Origin of the sequence: Dyella kyungheensis, from assembly GCF_016905005.1 — a bacterium.
Taxonomy (GTDB): Bacteria; Pseudomonadota; Gammaproteobacteria; order Xanthomonadales; family Rhodanobacteraceae; genus Dyella; species Dyella kyungheensis.
Genome location: NZ_JADIKC010000007.1, coordinates 343,195 through 360,772, shown reverse-complemented (window position 1 = coordinate 360,772; position 17,578 = coordinate 343,195). Strand labels below are relative to the sequence as shown.

General features: G+C 64.4%; 13 protein-coding genes and 1 pseudogene. 13 read left to right on the top strand and 1 reads right to left on the bottom strand.

Annotated features, from left to right (window positions below; all coding sequences use genetic code 11):
* Positions 1-104 precede the first annotated feature (104 nt).
* From ISP20_RS16210 to ssb, 12 genes are all read left to right on the top strand, one after another.
* Entirely contained in the window at positions 105-1,322 is a 1,218-nt protein-coding gene (locus ISP20_RS16210; protein ID WP_204637144.1) for an MFS transporter, read from the top strand.
* Between the two features lie 135 nt (positions 1,323-1,457).
* Positions 1,458-3,254, top strand: coding sequence for a gamma-glutamyltransferase family protein (locus ISP20_RS16205; RefSeq protein WP_204637143.1), 1,797 nt, complete (start codon positions 1,458-1,460; stop codon positions 3,252-3,254).
* A 276-nt stretch (positions 3,255-3,530) separates the two neighbouring features.
* Positions 3,531-4,505: a DedA family protein/thiosulfate sulfurtransferase GlpE gene (locus ISP20_RS16200; protein ID WP_204637142.1), complete on the top strand. Its 975-nt coding sequence runs from the start codon at positions 3,531-3,533 to the stop codon at positions 4,503-4,505.
* Positions 4,506-4,887: 382 nt separating this feature from the next.
* Entirely contained in the window at positions 4,888-4,980 is a 93-nt protein-coding gene (gene kdpF, locus ISP20_RS16195; RefSeq protein ID WP_204637141.1) for a K(+)-transporting ATPase subunit F, read from the top strand.
* Positions 4,977-6,779, top strand: coding sequence for a potassium-transporting ATPase subunit KdpA (kdpA, locus tag ISP20_RS16190; protein ID WP_204637140.1), 1,803 nt, complete (start codon positions 4,977-4,979; stop codon positions 6,777-6,779). The genes kdpF and kdpA overlap by 4 nt, the downstream gene beginning before the upstream one ends.
* A 24-nt stretch (positions 6,780-6,803) precedes the next feature.
* Complete coding sequence (gene kdpB / locus ISP20_RS16185) at positions 6,804-8,885, top strand: potassium-transporting ATPase subunit KdpB (RefSeq protein ID WP_204637139.1); 2,082 nt, start codon at positions 6,804-6,806, stop codon at positions 8,883-8,885.
* 46 nt (positions 8,886-8,931) lie between these two features.
* Positions 8,932-9,132, top strand: a complete 201-nt coding sequence (locus ISP20_RS16180) for a hypothetical protein (RefSeq protein ID WP_204637138.1) — start codon at positions 8,932-8,934, stop codon at positions 9,130-9,132.
* Between the two features lie 80 nt (positions 9,133-9,212).
* Positions 9,213-10,706 carry an outer membrane beta-barrel protein gene (locus tag ISP20_RS16175; RefSeq protein ID WP_204637137.1) on the top strand — a complete coding sequence of 498 codons (1,494 nt, stop codon included), beginning with the start codon at positions 9,213-9,215 and terminating at the stop codon, positions 10,704-10,706.
* Positions 10,707-10,716: 10 nt separating this feature from the next.
* The gene (gene kdpC, locus ISP20_RS16170; RefSeq protein WP_204637136.1) at positions 10,717-11,286 is read left to right on the top strand and encodes a potassium-transporting ATPase subunit KdpC; all 570 of its coding nucleotides are present in this window, start codon (positions 10,717-10,719) and stop codon (positions 11,284-11,286) included.
* 175 nt (positions 11,287-11,461) lie between these two features.
* Positions 11,462-14,128: a sensor histidine kinase gene (locus tag ISP20_RS16165; RefSeq protein WP_204637135.1), complete on the top strand. Its 2,667-nt coding sequence runs from the start codon at positions 11,462-11,464 to the stop codon at positions 14,126-14,128.
* Entirely contained in the window at positions 14,125-14,817 is a 693-nt protein-coding gene (locus ISP20_RS16160; RefSeq protein ID WP_204637134.1) for a response regulator, read from the top strand. The genes ISP20_RS16165 and ISP20_RS16160 overlap by 4 nt, the downstream gene beginning before the upstream one ends.
* Positions 14,818-15,051: 234 nt before the next feature.
* The gene (gene ssb, locus ISP20_RS16155; protein WP_204637133.1) at positions 15,052-15,600 is read left to right on the top strand and encodes a single-stranded DNA-binding protein; all 549 of its coding nucleotides are present in this window, start codon (positions 15,052-15,054) and stop codon (positions 15,598-15,600) included.
* Positions 15,601-15,974: 374 nt separating this feature from the next.
* Here ssb and ISP20_RS16150 read toward each other — a convergent pair whose 3' ends face one another.
* Positions 15,975-16,319, bottom strand: a complete 345-nt coding sequence (locus ISP20_RS16150) for a hypothetical protein (protein WP_204637132.1) — start codon at positions 16,317-16,319, stop codon at positions 15,975-15,977.
* A gap of 341 nt (positions 16,320-16,660) precedes the next feature.
* Between ISP20_RS16150 and ISP20_RS16145 the strand changes: the two are divergent.
* Positions 16,661-16,990: pseudogene (locus tag ISP20_RS16145) on the top strand (IS30 family transposase); the annotation flags it as partial.
* Between the last annotated feature and the right edge of the window lie 588 nt (positions 16,991-17,578).

The following is a 17,578-nucleotide window of genomic DNA, read 5'->3' as shown; positions in this document are numbered from 1 at the left end:
AGATAGAGTTGGGGGCGAGAAACCGCCGCGACACGGCACCACGGTTGGTTTTTTGGGGCCAAACGTATAATCGGCGACTGATGCGGCCCTTTTAAGAAGCCCCGGTGAGCAAACTTTCCCCACTCGAGCGGCGCAGCGCGCTGACCCTGGCCTGTGTGATCAGCCTGCGCCTGTTCGGCTTGTTCCTGATCATGCCGGTGTTTTCGCTGTACGCGCAGCACATGCCGGACGCGACGCCATGGCTGATCGGGTTGGCGCTCGGCGTCTACGGCCTGGGCCAGGTGCTGCTGCAGATTCCGCTGGGGCTGCTGTCCGACCGCATCGGCCGCAAGCCGGCCATCACGCTGGGCCTGCTGGTATTCGCCGTCGGTGGACTGGTGGCGGCCATGTCGCACAACCTGCTGGGCATCGTGATGGGGCGCGCCCTGCAGGGCATGGGCGCGGTAGCGGGCGCCGGCACCGCGCTGGCTGCCGACCTGACGCGCCACGAGAACCGCAGCAAGGTCATGGGCATCATCGGTGTGTCCATCGGCGTGGCTTTCTTGCTGGCGCTGATCCTGGGGCCGCCGCTGGAAGCGGTCGCTGGCCTTTCCGGCCTGTTCGCCGCCACCTCCATCCTGGCCCTGGCGGCACTCGTGCTGCTGTGGCTGATCGTGCCCACGCCGGAACGTCCCTCGGCGCCGGCGGCGGCCACCTGGGGCAGCGTCCTGTCGATGCTGCGTGATGGCCGCATGCTGGTGCTCAACGGCTCGGTGTTCTTCCTGCACCTGTTGTTGACGGCCAGCTTCGTGGGCTTGCCGTTGCTGCTGGCCCATCGGCTGCATTTGCCGGTGAATCGTCATTGGGAGCTGTACCTGCCGGTGATGGTGATCGCCGCCTTCGTGATGGGCGCCTGCCTGCACCGCATGCGCGAACTGGCGCAGAGCCTGCGGCTGGTGGCTGTGTGTGTCGTGGCGACCGGTCTGGGGTTGCTGGGCTTTGGCCTGTCGGGCGATCACGTGGCCGTACTCGGCGTGGCGGCCGCCGTGTTCTTTTCGGCCTTCAACCTGCTGGAAGCGGCCTTGCCCAGCCTCGTGTCCCAGCTGGCACCCGGTCCGATGCGCGGTGCGGCGATGGGCGCGTATTCGACCAGCCAGTTCCTCGGTGCCTTCGTGGGCGGCGCGGTGGGCGGCATCGCGTTGGGCCGGCTCGGCGTCGATGGCGTATTTCTTTGCGCCGCGGCGCTGACCTTGGTGTGGCTGCCGCTGGTGTGGCTTGGCGCGCGACGCATCGAGTCGCACAGCACGGCCATGGAAGCGGCCGCGGCCGCGCGCAGCGCCTGATTCGCCAGCCAGCGCTCCAGGATGTGGCGGCGGTCCTTGGCAGGGGATCGTCTGGCGGTGTATGTGTTAGCGCTTACGTGACGGGGGCAGGGGAGCTCGCCGCCGTCGCCTTTCCCGCACTCACGAGGCCGCCCCATGCCTGCATCTCCCTCTTGCGTATCGCGTTTTCCCCTGCTTACTGTCCTGGCCGCCTTGACGAGCCTGTGCGTGGGCCATGCCGCCGCGGCGGATATCGGTCGCGGCGACCGTTATTCCGGCAATCCCTGGGCCTCGCGCTCGCCGGTGATCGCGCAGCATGGCATCGCGGCCACCGAGCAACCGCTCGCCTCGCAGGTCGCCATCGACATCCTGAAGAAGGGCGGCAGCGCGGTGGATGCGGCGATTGCCGCCAACGCGGCGCTGGGCCTGATGGAGCCGGTGCTCAACGGCATCGGCGGCGATTGCTTCGTGATCGTGTGGGACCCCAAGACCCGTAAGCTCTACGGCTACAACGGCTCAGGCCCCTCGGCGAAAGGACGCGACCTGGCCAGGATGCAGGCCGAAGTGAAGGCAGCCTATGCCAAGGCCGGCGTGCCGGCGACGGACCACATTCCTGCCGTGGGTTCGCTGCCGATCACCGTGCCCGGAACCGTGGACACCTGGTTCGCACTGCACGAGAAGTTCGGCAAGCTGCCGATCGCCGACGACCTGGCGCCCGCCATTGGCTATGCGAAGGACGGTTTCCCCATCACCCAGCTGGTGGCCAAGTACTTCAAGGGCAACTTCGCCTCGTTCGAACGCCAGAAGGGCTTGATCGAGGAACTGGACAACGCGCGCCACACCTATCTCATCGACGGGCACACGCCCAACGAGGGCGAGGTGTTCCGCAATCCCGATCTCGCGCGCACGCTGACGATGATTGCTGAAGGCGGCCGCGACGCGTTCTACAAGGGCGCCATCGCGCACACGATCGATGCGTATTTCAAGCGTATCGGTGGCGATCTGCGCTACGACGATTTCGCCAACTTCCATGGCGAATGGGTGACGCCGCAATCGGTGAATTACCGCGGCGTCGATGTCTACGAACTGCCGCCGAACGGGCAGGGTTTCGCGGCGCTGGAAATGCTGCAGATCCTCAAGGGGTTTGATCTGCAGAAGATGGGCGTGGGCAGTGCCGATGCCATCACCGCCATGCTGGAAGCCAAGCGCCTGGCCTATGAAGACCTGGCCAAGTTCTATGCCGATCCGAACTTCGTCAAGGTGCCGATGAAGGGCCTGATTTCCGAAGGTTACGCCGAGCAGCGGCGCAAGCAGATCCATCTCGATCACGCCAACCCGTCGATCGGCCCCGGCGATCCGCGCCTGTTCAATGGCGACACCACGTATTTCGCCACGGCGGACAAGGACGGCATGATGGTTTCGATCATCCAGTCGAACTATCGCGGCATGGGTTCGGGCCTGGTGGCCGATGGGCTTGGCTTCATGTTCCAGGATCGCGGCGAGCTGTATTCGCTCAAGCCGGGAGCGGCCAATGTCTACGCCGCGGGCAAGCGGCCCTTCCACACCATCATTCCGGGTTTTGCGATGAAGGACGGCGAGCCCTGGCTGGCGTTCGGCGTGATGGGCGGCGATATGCAGCCGCAGGCGCACGTCCAGGTACTCACCGACATCATCGATTTCGGCATGAACGTGCAGGATGCCGGAGACGCCGCGCGTTGGCGCCATTACGGCAACGCCGAGCCCACCGGCGAGCCCTCGCAGGGGATCGGCAAGGTCGAGATGGAGTCGGGCTTCGATCCGAAGGTGAAGGCCGAATTGACACGGCGCGGCTATACGATCGAACCGGGCACGGGCAATTTCGGCGGCTACGAGGCGATCCTGCTGGATCCGAAGCAGCACGTGTACTGGGGCGCCACCGAGATGCGCAAGGATGGCGAGGTGGTTGGCTATTGAACCGTCTCGTCGAAGGGTGCGCTGATCTATTCCACATGGGCGGCATGACTCCAGAGAGTCCGCAGGGTGCGAGGCGTGACGCAGCCCAGGCTGGCCGCCTTGGCAAGTCGCGCATTGCACCCTGCGGACTCTCTGGAGTCACCCTTCGGGCCAGACAGAACCGGTGACGCCCATGTGGAATGGATCAGCGCACCCTAGCCTAAAGAGTCGATTGTTTTTGCGAACGGCAGCCCCAACAATCGTGGGGCTGCACGAGGTAGCCGGTCGAGGTTTGCCATGGCCCACCACATCATCGAGCTGATCGCCCAGTACGGGTTGCTGCTGGTGTTCATCAATGTCCTGGTCGAACAGGCGGGCGTGCCGTTGCCCGCCGTGCCGACCATGATCGTGGCCGGCGCCTTGGCTTCCACCGAGCGCCTGCCGCTGGCCGGTGTAGTGGCGGTGGCGGTGTTCGCCTGCCTGCTGGCCGATTACGCGTGGTATGCGGCGGGCCGCTATTTCGGCGGCGGCGTGATGCGCACGCTGTGCCGTATTTCTTTGTCGCCCGATTCCTGCGTGAAGCAGTCCGAGCTGCGCTTCCAGCGCTGGCGCGGCGGTGTCTTGCTGCTCGCCAAGTTCGTGCCGGGCCTGTCCACCGTGGCGCCGCCGCTGGTGGGCGCGATGGGCCTGCGCGTGGCGCCGTTCGTATTGTTCGACGGCCTGGGTTCGTTGTTGTGGGTGGGCGTCGCCGTCACTCTCGGCTATGTGTTCGCCACCCAGATCGATGCGCTGCTGGAGACGCTGGCCAATGCCGGCAGCGTGGCGCTGATGCTTATCGTCTCCCTGCTCGCGCTCTACATCGTGGTGAAGTGGTGGCAGCGCCATCGCCTGATCCGTGCCTTGCGCATGGCGCGCATCACGGTAAAGGAATTGAACGATGCGCTTGCCGACGGCCGCAAGCCGGCCATCGTGGACGTGCGCTCGGAAGCGGCGCGCACATTGGACTCGCGCATCATCCCGGGCGCCTTGCTGGCGGACGTGAACAGCGTCGACCTGATCGTCAACGCGGTGCCGCTCGATGCGGAGCTGGTGATCTACTGCACCTGCCCGAACGAGGCCTCCGCTGCGCTGGTGGCCAAGGCGCTGATGTCGCGCGGCTACAAACGCGTGCGTCCCCTGCTGGGCGGGCTGGATGCCTGGGATGAGGCGGGCTACCCGATCCATCGGGCGGCGGCGGCGAATGACGATGCGGTGGTTTCGCACGCGGTCTGATCCAAGCCCTGGTTTTTTGTGGGAGCGGACTTGTCCGCGACAGGCCAACCCAGTGGTATCGGCGCGGCGCGTCCGTCGCGCACAAGTGCGCTCCCACAAGGTTCCGGTGGGTCGCCGGGGCAAATCTTTACGGTTTCTATACGCGGCCGGGTGAATTCGCTACCCCTTTCTTATGCACCGCTGCCGACAATTTGCACCGTTAACCAAGACGGTGAGTCGGACTTCGATGGACGCCCTATATCTGCTTTTCTCGATCGTGCTGTTTGCGGCGGCGCTCGGCTTTCTGCTGATCTGCGACCGTCTCGGCCGCCGTCCCTGATCGCCAATCATCGCTACGCGCGGTGACGCCACCGGCGCGCGCTTTTCCTGCGGGAGATCCACCATGAACTTCATCTACCTCGTGGCTGCCGTGATCGCGGTGGCCTTGACGGGCTACCTGTGCGTGGCCCTGCTCAAGCCGGAGTGGTTCGAATGACCACCTTCGATATCTTCCAGGTCGTGCTCTTCCTCGGCGTGCTGCTCGTGCTGGTGAAGCCGGTCGGCGCATACATGGCCATGGCGTTTTCCGATACGCCCAACGGCGTCAATCGCGTGGGCGGCAAGCTGGAGCGCGGGCTGTACCGCCTCGCCGGCGTACGCAGCGATGAACAGATGGGCTGGCGCCGTTACGCCATCGCCATGCTGGTGTTCAACATGCTCGGCTTGTTCGCCGTGTATGCGTTGCAGCGCGTGCAGCAGTGGCTGCCGCTGAACCCCCAGCATTTCGATGCGCTGTCGCCGGATCTGGCGATGAACACCGCGATCAGCTTCGCCAGCAATACCAACTGGCAGGCGTACGGCGGCGAAAGCGCCATGAGCTATCTGACCCAGATGCTTGGGCTGGCCGTGCAGAACTTCCTCTCGGCGGCCACCGGTATTGCCGTGCTGCTGGCGGTGGTGCGCGGCTTCACTCGCCGCAGCACCGACAGCGTGGGCAACTTCTGGGTCGACATGACGCGCAGCACGCTCTACGTGTTGCTGCCGTTCTCGTTGGTGATCGCGCTGCTGCTGTCTTCGCAGGGCGTGGTGCAGAACTTCAAGGCCTACGTCGATGTGCCGCTGGTGCAGCACACCACGGCGGTGGAGACGGTGAAGGATGCGGCCGGCAATACCGTGAAGGATGCGTCGGGCAAGGACGTGACCAAGCAGACCACGGTGACCACGCAGACCTTGCCGATGGGCCCGGCCGCCTCGCAGATCGCGATCAAGCAGCTGGGTACCAATGGTGGCGGCTTCTTCAACGCGAACTCCGCACACCCGTACGAGAACCCCACGCCATTCAGCAACTTCATCGAGATGCTGGCGATCTTTTTGATTCCGGGAGGTCTTTGCTACACCTTTGGCAGCATGGTCGGCGACCGCCGCCAGGGCTGGGCGATCCTCGCCACCATGCTGCTGATTTTTATTCCTCTCGCGCTGGGTGCCATCGCCGCCGAACAGGCAGGCAATCCGGCGCTGCACGGACTGGCGGTCGACCAGCAAGCCTCCGCGCTGCAGGCCGGCGGCAATATGGAAGGCAAGGAAACGCGCTTCGGCATCGCCGCCAGCGGCTTGTTCGCCACGGTGACCACGGCGGCCTCGTGCGGCGCAGTGAATGCGATGCACGATTCGCTCACGCCGCTCGGCGGACTGGTGCCCATGTGGCTGATGCAGCTGGGTGAAGTGATCTTCGGCGGCGTGGGTTCGGGTCTGTACGGCATGCTCGCGTTCGCGGTCGTCGCGGTGTTCATCGCCGGACTGATGGTGGGCCGCACGCCGGAATACCTGGGCAAGAAGATCGAAGCGCACGAGATGAAGATGGCCAGTCTCGCCGTGCTGGTGCCTTGCGCACTGGTGGTGATCTGCACGGCCATTGCGGTGATGACGCCAGCCGGTGTGGCCGGCGTGGCCAACCCCGGTGCGCACGGCTTCAGCGAAGTGTTGTATGCCGTGTCGTCGGCGGCGAACAACAACGGCAGTGCGTTTGGTGGCCTTTCTGCCAACACGCCGTTCTGGAACGTGCTGCTGGGCGTGTGCATGTATCTGTCGCGCTTCCTGCTGGCCATCGCCATGCTCGCCATGGCCGGTTCGCTGGCTGCCAAGCGGCACGTGCCGCCGTCGGCCGGCACGCTGCCTACGCATACCCCGCTGTTCATCACCCTGCTTGCCTGTGTAGTGGTCGTGGTGGGTGCGCTCACCTTCCTGCCTGCGCTTGCGCTGGGTCCGATCGCCGAATTCCTGATGTCGGTGCGCTGAGTAGCGCCCGAAGGAAGCTTATCCATGACAACGACTCATACCCCTGTTCACGGCGTTCGCAGTTTCGATCGCGAGCTGATCCTCAAGGCCATCGCCGACTCGTTCCTCAAGCTCTCGCCGAAGCAGCAGTTCCGCAATCCGGTGATGTTCGTGGTGTTCGTGTGCAGCGTGCTGACCACCTTGCTGTGGGTGCAGGCGCTGACCGGCCACGGCGAAGCGCCCACCGGCTTCATCTTCTGGGTGACGGTGTGGCTGTGGTTCACCCTGTTGTTCGCGAACTTCGCCGAAGCGCTGGCCGAAGGCCGCGGCAAGGCGCAGGCCGCGGCGCTGCGCGGTTCGCGCAGGGACGTGGTGGCCAAGCGCCTGGCGGCACCGTACAAGGACGCAGCGATCACCTATACGCCGTCGTCCGAGTTGCGCGTGGGTCACCACGTGCTGGTGGAAGCGGGCGAGCAGATGCCTGGCGACGGCGAGGTGGTGGTGGGCGCGGCCAGCGTCGATGAAAGCGCCATCACCGGCGAATCCGCGCCGGTGATCCGCGAGTCGGGCGGTGACCGCAGCGCGGTGACGGGCGGCACGCGGGTGTTGTCCGACTGGCTGGTGGTGCGCATCACCAGCAATCCGGGCGAGAGTTTCCTCGACCGCATGATCGCCATGGTGGAAGGTGCCTCGCGCCGCAAGACGCCGAACGAGATCGCACTCACCATCCTGCTGGCCAAGTTCACCCTGATCTTCCTGCTGGCCTGCGCCACGCTGCTGCCGTATTCGATTTACAGCGTGCAGGCGGCCGGTGCGGGCAACCCCATCACGCTGACCGTGCTGGTGGCGCTGCTGGTGTGCCTGATTCCCACCACCATCGGTGCGCTGCTGTCGGCCATCGGCATTGCGGGCATGGATCGGATGATCCGCGCCAACGTGATCGCCACCTCGGGCCGCGCCGTGGAAGCCGCGGGCGACGTCGATGTGTTGCTGCTCGACAAGACCGGCACGATCACGCTGGGCAATCGCCAGGCGGTGGCTTTCATGCCGGCACCGGGCGTTGACGAACACGCACTTGCCGACGCCGCCCAGCTTGCTTCGCTGGCCGACGAGACGCCGGAAGGCCGCAGTGTGGTGGTGTTGGCGAAGGAGCGCTTCGGCATCCGCGAGCGCCAACTGGAAGAAGGCCACGCCGAGTTCGTGCCGTTCACCGCGCAGACCCGCATGAGCGGCGTGAACATCGGCACGCGGCAGATCCGCAAGGGCGCGCTGGATGCAGTGGAACGCTATCTGGAATCCAACGGCAGCCATTTGCCGCCGCTGGTCAAGCGCATGGCCGAGGATATCGCCCGTCGCGGCGCCACGCCGCTGATCGTCACGGAAGGCGTGGCGGCACTCGGGGTGATCGAGCTGAAGGACATCGTCAAGGGCGGCATCCGCGAACGTTTCGCCGAGATGCGCCGCATGGGCATCAAGACGATCATGATCACCGGCGACAATCCGCTGACGGCAGCCGCGATTGCTGCGGAAGCGGGCGTCGATGATTTCCTCGCCGAAGCGACGCCCGAAGCGAAGCTCAAGCTGATCCGCAAGATCCAGGCCGAGAACCGCCTGGTGGCGATGTGCGGCGACGGCACCAACGATGCCCCGGCGCTGGCCCAGGCCGACGTGGCGGTGGCGATGAACACCGGTACGCAGGCAGCGAAAGAAGCCGGCAACATGGTGGATCTCGATTCCAACCCCACCAAGCTCATCGAGGTGGTGGAGATCGGCAAGCAGATGCTGATCACGCGCGGATCGCTGACCACGTTCTCGATTGCCAACGACGTGGCCAAGTATTTCGCCATCATCCCGGCGGCCTTTGCGACGACGTATCCGGCACTCAACGCGCTCAACGTGATGAAGCTGGCGACCCCGCAGAGCGCGATCCTCTCGGCGGTGATCTTCAACGCCCTGATCATCATCTTCCTGATTCCATTGGCGCTGAAAGGCGTGAAGTACCGCGCGCTGGGCGCTGGCGCGCTGCTGCGTCGCAACCTGCTGGTCTATGGCCTGGGCGGCATCGTGGTGCCGTTCATCGGCATCAAGTTGATCGACATGTTGCTCGTGCTTTGCGGTCTCGCCTAAGTCCTTCCGCTACTGACGCACTACTGGAATCTACGGAGTCTTTGCCATGCAAGTACTCAAGCTTTCCGTTTCGCTGCCCGACGACACCCACCCGGACATGGAGCTTCGTCTTTCGTCGGACGACTCCGCCTGCGATGTGGTGATCGCACTGCCGGTGCAGGGCCGCCCGCGCGTACAACCGCGCGAGACCCAGGCACCGAACAGCGAGCAAGACGAATACGTGCTGGGCGGCTACGCCGGCATCTGACGCGCGGCCGCAAGGCAGCGGACCGCGAACTCACACCCAAACAGAGGACGGCTCCCCACGAGCCGATTGCAGGAACACCCATGATGTCCAAGAAAGTTCTTTCGTTTGCACTGTTGTTGGCGCTCGCCCCCGCGGGCGAAGCAGCGGCCTCGGCGGCCTCGGTCGCCGGTACCGAGGTGATGCCGGCAGCGGGTCTCGATGACGGCTCGGCCAGTGCGCCGACGGCCGCCAGCGACGACTGCTCGCAGGGCTTTTTCTCCCGTCTTGGCGCGGCCTATCGCGAGGACGCGCAGCCGGCCGATCCGAATGCGCCGGCCGCACCGCGTCGCGCCATGGATGCACCGCTCGATTCCCCGCCGTTCCCCAACGGCGAGTGGCAGCTCGGCGGCGTCGCCGCACCGATCGGCGTGCCGGTGGCCTATGGCCAGTACCCGCTGCAGAAGGCGTTGTCGTGCACCAAGCTCGGCAGCTGGATGAAGCGCAACCGCATCGAGGTCAACGGCTGGATCAATCCGTCCGCCAACGTGAGCTCGTCCAGCTTCACCAACTATCCGCTGTCGTATGCGACGCGTCCCAATCGCGTCGAGTTCGACCAGTTCGTCTTCAACATCACCCGCGTCGAAGACACCGTCCAGACCGACCACGTGGATTGGGGTTTCAACATCTCCACGCTGTACGGCTACGACTATCACTACACCGTGACCAAGGGCGTCTTCAGCAACCAGCTGTTGAACCATCCCAATTCGAACGGTCCGCTGCCGGGCAAGGTCTACGGCGTCGATCCGATGCTGTTCTACTACGACCTCTATCTGCCGTCGGTGGCCGAGGGCATGGTGATCCGTGTCGGCCGCTACCTGTCGCTGCCGGATATCGAAGCGCAGTTCTCGCCGCAGAACTACCTGGTGACGCATTCGATCCTCTACACGGTCGACCCGTATACGCAGACCGGCATCATGACCACCACCAAGCTCAGCCAGCAGTGGACGCTTCAGCTCGGCGTGAACGCCAGCAACGACACGGCTCCGTGGAACCATGCCGCGCGTCCCTCGCTGCAGGCCTGCGTGCGCTGGGTGTCGAAAGACAACAACGACATGCTCTACCCCTGCATCAACAACTGGAATACCTCGGACTACAACTACAACAACGTGCAGATGTACGTGATGACCTGGGGCCACCGCTTCAGCACGAGCGTGCACATGCAGACCGAGGCCTACTACATGTACGGCCGCAATATCCCGGGCTTCGGGCCGGATGGCGATCCGAACGTGGTGGCGTCCTCGCCGTATCCGGGCAAGGCGGGCGAGTACGGCGTGGTGAACTACCTGAACTTCGAGTTGAACTCGAGCAACATGATTTCGTTCCGCAACGAGTTCTACAACGACCAGAAGGGCCAGCGCACCGGCTACGCCACCAAGTACAGCAGCCACACGCTGGGCTTGACGCACTGGGTGTCGTCCGATCTCGAGATCCGTCCTGAGATCCGTTACGAGCACTCCTACGACGTGAATGCGTACAACGCCGGCAAGAAGAACTACCAGGCGATTGCGCTGGTTGATGCGATTCTCCACTACTGAGGTGAAACCCATGGGCAAGCTGATTCGCAGCGCCGTCGTGATGCTGCTTTTGATGACCGTGATCACCGGTGTGGCGTATCCGCTGGTCGTCACGGGTGTAGCGCAGGTGTTGTTTCCTTCGCAGGCAAACGGAAGCCTGATCGCCAAGGATGGCAAACCGATCGGCTCCACGCTGATCGGCCAATCGTTCGACGACCCCAAGTACTTCTGGGGTCGTCCTTCGGCGACTGCGCCTCAGCCCAACAACGCCGCATCGTCGTCGGGCTCGAACCTGGGCCCGACCAATCCGGCGCTCACCGATGCGGTGAAGCAGCGCATCGATGCGCTGCATGCGGCGGACCCGGGCAATACCTCGCCGGTGCCCGTGGACCTGGTGACAGCGTCGGGCAGCGGACTCGATCCGGAGATTTCGCCGGCGGCTGCGGCCTATCAGGTGGGCCGGGTGGCGAAGGCGCGGGGTTTGAGCGAGTCGCAGGTGCAGGCGATGGTGAGCATGGCGACGACCGGGCGGCAGTTCGGCATGCTGGGCGAGCCGCGCGTGAATGTGCTCAAGCTCAACCTGGCGTTGGATGGCCGGTAAGGCTCGGGTTGGTCTGTGGGAGCGCACCCTGTGCGCGACGGCCACGTTGGGATGTATCGCTCCGTCGGTTTGTCGCGCACAGGGTGCGCTCCCACAGTAGTTCCTCATTCCTGTGCACTATCCGCGTAGGGGTCTAAGTCCTACCCTTATTCCATCCCCTTCCCAACGGCACCCCATGTCCGAACCCACCCGCGAAGCACGTGCCGATGCCTTGCTCGATTCGATGCAGGAAGAGCGCACGCGTCGCCTGAAGATTTTCCTCGGCGCGGCGCCGGGCGTGGGCAAGACCTTCGCCATGCTCTCGGCAGCGCGGGAGCTGAAGCGGCAAGGTATCGACGTGGTGGTGGGGTTGGTGGAGACGCATGGGCGGCAGGAGACGGCCGCGCTGCTCGACGGGCTCGAGCAGTTGCCGCGGCGTGCGGTGAACTACAAGGGACGCGACTTCACCGAATTCGATCTCGATGCGGCGCTGGCGCGCCGTCCCGATATCATCCTGGTCGACGAACTGGCGCATACCAATCTGCCGGGCGGTCGCCACGAGCGGCGCTGGCAGGATATCGCCGAACTGCTCGAAGCGGGTATCGAGGTCTATACCGCACTCAACGTGCAGCATCTGGAAAGCCTCAACGACCAGGTGCGGCGCATCACCAACGTCACCGTGCGCGAAACGGTGCCGGATGCCTTCCTCGATCGTGCCCGCGACATCGTGCTGGTGGACCTGCCGCCCCGCGAACTGATCCAGCGCCTGAAGCAGGGCAAGGTCTACGTCCCCGAGACTGCGACCGCTGCGCTCGATGCATTCTTCTCGCCCACCAACCTCGTCGCCTTGCGCGAGCTGGCCGTGGATACGGTGGCTGGTCACGTGGACAGCGACCTGCGCGAGCACATGCTCGCGCGTGGTGGCGCCATGCCAGTGCGGCGTCGCGTGCTCGCCGCCATCGACGGTCATTCGCAGAGCGAATACCTCGTGCGCATTGCACGGCGCATCGCGGAACGGCGCGGTGCACCGTGGAGTGTGGCATTCGTCGACACCGGCGTGGCGTTGGAGAAGTCGCGCAGCGAGCGGCTGGACGCGGCCATGCGCCTCGCGCGCCGCCTCGGCGGCGATACGGTGATACTGCGCGGCCATGCGATTGCGGACGAACTCATCGCGCATGCGGATCGCGAAGGCATCGGCCAGATCATCCTCGGCCGCACGCGCGAACGACCGCTGGCGCGCATGCTGGGCCGTTCGTTGACCCAGCTGCTGTTGCGTCGCGGTGCGCACCTGGAACTCACCATCATCGCCACGCCCGCGGAGCGCGCCAAATCGCGTCTGCGCCTGCGCATGCCGGGAGGCACCGGGCGCCGTGGCGAATACATCTACGCGACGCTGGCCACGCTGGTGGCGTTCGGTTTGTCGTTCATCGCCGACCGTTACCTGTCCGTCGCCAATCTCTCGCTGATTTTCCTCACCGCCGTGCTGGTGGTGGCGGTGAGAACGCGCATGGCGGTGGCCGTCTATACGGCGTTGTTGTGCTTCATCGGCTACAACTTCTTCTTTGCGCCGCCGCGCTACACCTTGATGATCGCCAACTTCGACGACGTGTTGGCGGTGAGCCTGTTCCTGGTCGCGGCGCTGGTGGCGAGCCGGCTGGCCACCAAGCTGGCGACCCAGGTGGAATCCCTGCGCATGGCGCACGCGCAGGCACGCGCCTTGCTCGCGCTGGGGCAGCGGTTGTCCACGAGCACGGATGCCGAAGGCATTCGCCGGGTGGGTGCGGCGGCTCTCGCGCATGCCATGCGTTGCGAGGTGGCGGTGCTGGCGCGCGATGCGAGCCAGGTGCTGCGCGTGGTCGCCTCGTCGCCGCGCGATTTCGATCTGACCTCGCAGGATCTGGGTGCTGCCGAGTGGAGTGAAAAGCACGCCGAACAGGCGGGCCGCTTCACCGATACGCTCAACGCCGCGCCGTGCTGGGTGCTTCCGCTCGGCAGCGACGAGAACCATCTGGGCGTCGCGGCGCTGCGTTTTCCTTCGGGGCAGGGCGAGCCTGCCACGGATGAACGCAGCCTCGCGCTGACCATGGTGCAGGACATCGGCCAGGCGCTGCAGCGTGCGCGGCTGGCCGAGGAACTGGAAGGCGCGCGCGTGCAGGGCGAGACCGAGCGTTTGCGCAACGCGCTGCTGTCGTCGGTATCGCACGACCTGCGTTCGCCGCTCGCCTCGATGATCGGCTCCGCCGGCACCCTGTCGAGCTACGGCGACCAGTTGCCGCCCAACGAACGCCAGGAATTGCTGGAAGCGATTCTTGGCGAAGGTCAGCGCCTGGACCGCTATATCCAGAACCTGCTCGACATGACCCGCCTGGGCCACGGCACGCTCAAGCTCAACCGTGACTGGACCGACGCCGCCGAAATCGTTGCGGCTGCCACCACCCGCCTGCGCAAGCTGTTCCCCGATCTCAAGGTCGACATCGAGCTGCCGCCACAGACCTTGCTGCTCTATGTGCATCCCGCACTGATCGAGCAGGCCTTGTTCAACATCCTGGAAAACGCCGCGCGCTTCTCGCCGCCGGGCCAGGCGGTACGCGTGGTCGTGCGCCCCAAGGGCGAGCAGATCCAGATCGACGTGATCGATCGCGGTCCGGGCATTCCCGAGGACGAGCGTGCCCGCATCTTCGACATGTTCTATTCCGTCTCGCGCGGCGACCGTGCGCCGCAGGGCACCGGGCTGGGCTTGGCCATCTGCCGCGGCATGATCGGCGCGCACGGCGGCAGCGTGGAGGCCTTGCCGGGCGACGGCATTGGCACCACCATTCGCATTACCTTGCCGCTGCCGGCGCCGCCTAGCAACCACGCATGACCTCAGCACCGCGTGTCCTGGTCATCGACGACGAGGCACAGATCCGCAAATTCCTCGATATCGGCCTGCGTGCCGAGGGCTATGAGGTGTTGCTCGCGGCGAATGCGGCGGATGGTCTGGCGCTGGCAGCCACCCGCTCGCCCGATCTGGTGATCCTCGACATCGGCCTGCCCGATCGCGAAGGGCACGAAGTGCTGGCCGAGTTGCGCCAGTGGACGCAGGTGCCGGTGATCATGCTTTCCGTGCGCGATGCGGAAAGCGAGAAGGTGAAGGCGCTGGACGCTGGCGCCAACGACTACGTGACCAAGCCGTTCGGCATCCAGGAGCTGATGGCACGCCTGCGTGCCCTGATGCGTGGCCGGCAAGGCGAGCCCGAGGCGATGCAGCGCTACGACGACGGCCGGCTCGCCATCGACCTGGGCCGCCGCGAAGTGTGGCTGGAGGGCGAGCCGCTCTCACTGACGCGCAAGGAATACGCCGTGCTCGCGCTGCTGCTGCGCCACGCCGGCCGTGTGGTGACCCAGCAGCAACTGCTGCGCGAGATCTGGGGCGCCACCCATACCCACGACAGCCACTACCTGCGCATCGTGGTCGGCAAACTGCGCCAGAAGCTGGGCGACGACCCTACCACGCCCCGCTGGCTCAAGACCGAGCCGGGGGTGGGTTACCGCTTCATCAGCGGCAGCTGAGCCGCCAGGGCGCGTGTCTCAGCCCGTGAGAGGGTTTAGTGGTCTGATTCCCGGACCTTTTTTCGTCCACCCCGGACACCGGGGCAGGGCGAGGGCTGGCTAGATTCACGGTTCCCCGGCACACGTCAATTCTGTTGTCCCCGCCCGGGGCACGGTTATGATGGCCGCCGGACCAACATCCCGGTGCTGATTGCCCAAGAACGCAGCGCCGGCTCACAGAGGACATCCAAACCCATGGCACGTGGCATCAACAAAGTCATCATCGTCGGCAACCTCGGCGCCGATCCGGAAACCCGCTACACCGGCAATGGCACCGCCATTACCAGCATCCGCATCGCGACCTCCGAGAACTGGACCGACAAGCAGAGCGGCGAAAAGCAGGAACGCACCGAGTGGCATCGCGTGAAGCTGTTCGGCCGCCTCGCTGAAATTGCCGGCGAATACCTGAAGAAGGGTCGCCAGGTGTATATCGAAGGCTCGCTGCGCACCGACAAGTACACCGACAAGGACGGCGTCGAGCGTTTCAGCACCGACATCATCGCGGCTGAGATGCAGATGCTCGGCGGCGGCACGGAAGGCGGCGGCGCAGCCGGCAGCGGCGGCGGCAACTTCCAGCGCTCGCAGGGCGGTGGTGGTGGCGGCGGTCAGCAGCGCCAGGGCGGCGGCAACTACGGTGGCGGCCAATCCCGCGGCGGCGGCGACAACTACGGCAACCAGCCGCAGCGCCAGTCCGCGCCCCCGGCACAGAACAACAGCTTCGACGACGACGATATTCCGTTCTAAGAAACATATCTCTACGGAACGTAGAGTAAGAACAGGAAAAGCCCTCATTTCGAGGGCTTTTTCTTTTTCGACAGTTTGGTACTCGATTCGAGCTTTTTAGTTCGATACACGGAAAATCGATGAGAAAGATATTGACGGCGACGTTGGTGGATAGCGACGTTGTTGCCGAGGGATTTCTTGGAAAGTAGGACGTGTGAAACCCCGGATCGGAAACGGGTGTCAAGGACAACTTCTGCAACTGTTCTCCCTGTCGGACACGGCCGCGCAGCGGCTCAGCGCTTACAGCGCTCCGTGTCAGTGAATGCTTGGCAGCTTCGTCGGTGATTGCCCGAAAGAGGCGCATCGCTCTGCCAGCCGATGCGCCGTAACGGCGATCATCGGAGGCGTGTGGTGTTCACTCGAGGCTCGTCACCGAGCAGGCGGGCGTACTGCTGGAGGCAGTGGATCGCCGTGCCCAGGCTGGCCGAGACGGCCATGGGAAGCGGCCATGGCAGCGGTCTGCCGGGGAATCCCCGCGCCTGCGCGTGACGGCACTGCTCGCTGTCGACACGCAGGCGCGTGAGAGCGAGCACCGCCAGGGCGATGTCGCCGCGAGTGCCGTGACGCAGGGTTTCGGGCCATGCCGCCGCCGTAGTTGACGGGTCGCCGGGCGGAGGAGTGAGGGTGTCGTCGGGGGGAACGGACGAGCGAATGCGTCCCGTATGATCGCGGATAGCCATGATCAACTCTCAGTCAGTTGGTGATGGTTAGCGGGTCGTGGGTGTTGCAAGCACTCACGGCCCGCGCCTCATGACTTGGTAGCCATGATCATTCGCGAAGTCGCGCAACACGGCAGCGCAAATGACTGACTGACCCTAACAAGCAGGGTTGGCATCGTCTGTCAGGGATGGGCGAGATAGGTGTCCACCTGGGCGAGATGGTGCGTGACGGCGCCGGGCCGATCGGATGTCGGCACCATTCCCTTAGATGACCTGAAGGCAGCGTGCGTTCTCAAAAAAGTGTGCGTTGCCTCGTGGAATTGTCCTTCGAAATTGTCCCTGGCACTTTTTCACCGGACAAGTTGATCAAGCACGCGAGCAAGCTTCCGCAGGAGCTGTTTCGATCGCTGACCTGGGATCGCGGGTCAGAGATGGCCCAACATCAGCGCTTCACGTTGGCCACCGACATCACGGTTTATTTCTGCGATCCCTACAACCCATGGCAGCGGGGGGCGAACGAGAACACCAACGGCCTTCTGCGGCAGTATTTTCCCAAAGGCATGGATCTGTCGGGAGTCAACCAAGCGCAACTCAACGCCGTGGCAAGGCGTTTGAACGGACGGCCGAGAAAGTCTCTAAACTTCGAAACACCGGCCGAACGATTTCATCAATTTGTTGCAACGACCGGCTGAATCCGCAACCCATAGCGGACTTCGCAAGGGTCGTTCATGCAAACCGTTTGGGGAGAGGGTAACCGCTACGGATCGAACAAGCACGCCGCCTTTTGGTCGGGCGGAAATGTGCGAACCGCGCTGCCGCCTGAGCAATGCGCAGTTCATCCGCATCGATTTCTCTCATTGCTAGTCGGAGCACCTGCGGCTCTTGAAACTGTTCAACTTGCATTATTGGCATGAACGTTCCCCAGCGATTTGATGGCGTACGGCTACGAGTCGTCTCCGTGGACTTACTTAAATCCATAGACATAGGTGATCTGGTCACTTGGCAGGCCCACAGAAGAGCGTAGCGTCACGCCGCTATCGCAACTAGCTGCGACCAGGATCATTTCTTACATTCGGTAGCCTCCGTCCTTGGAGGTTGTGGGGCCTTTTGCGCCCGTGCGTGGGTTAAACCGTTTCAGTATTCGCAAGAGCTCGCCTTGGCTCGCGCGAACGCGACTGCTCGTGCCTGATTTCATTGAGTAGACCGATGCCACCTGATCGCACGAGTGGTAGTGCCCCACGAATGGAATCAGGCCGTCATTTCAAGTGACCCAACCACAC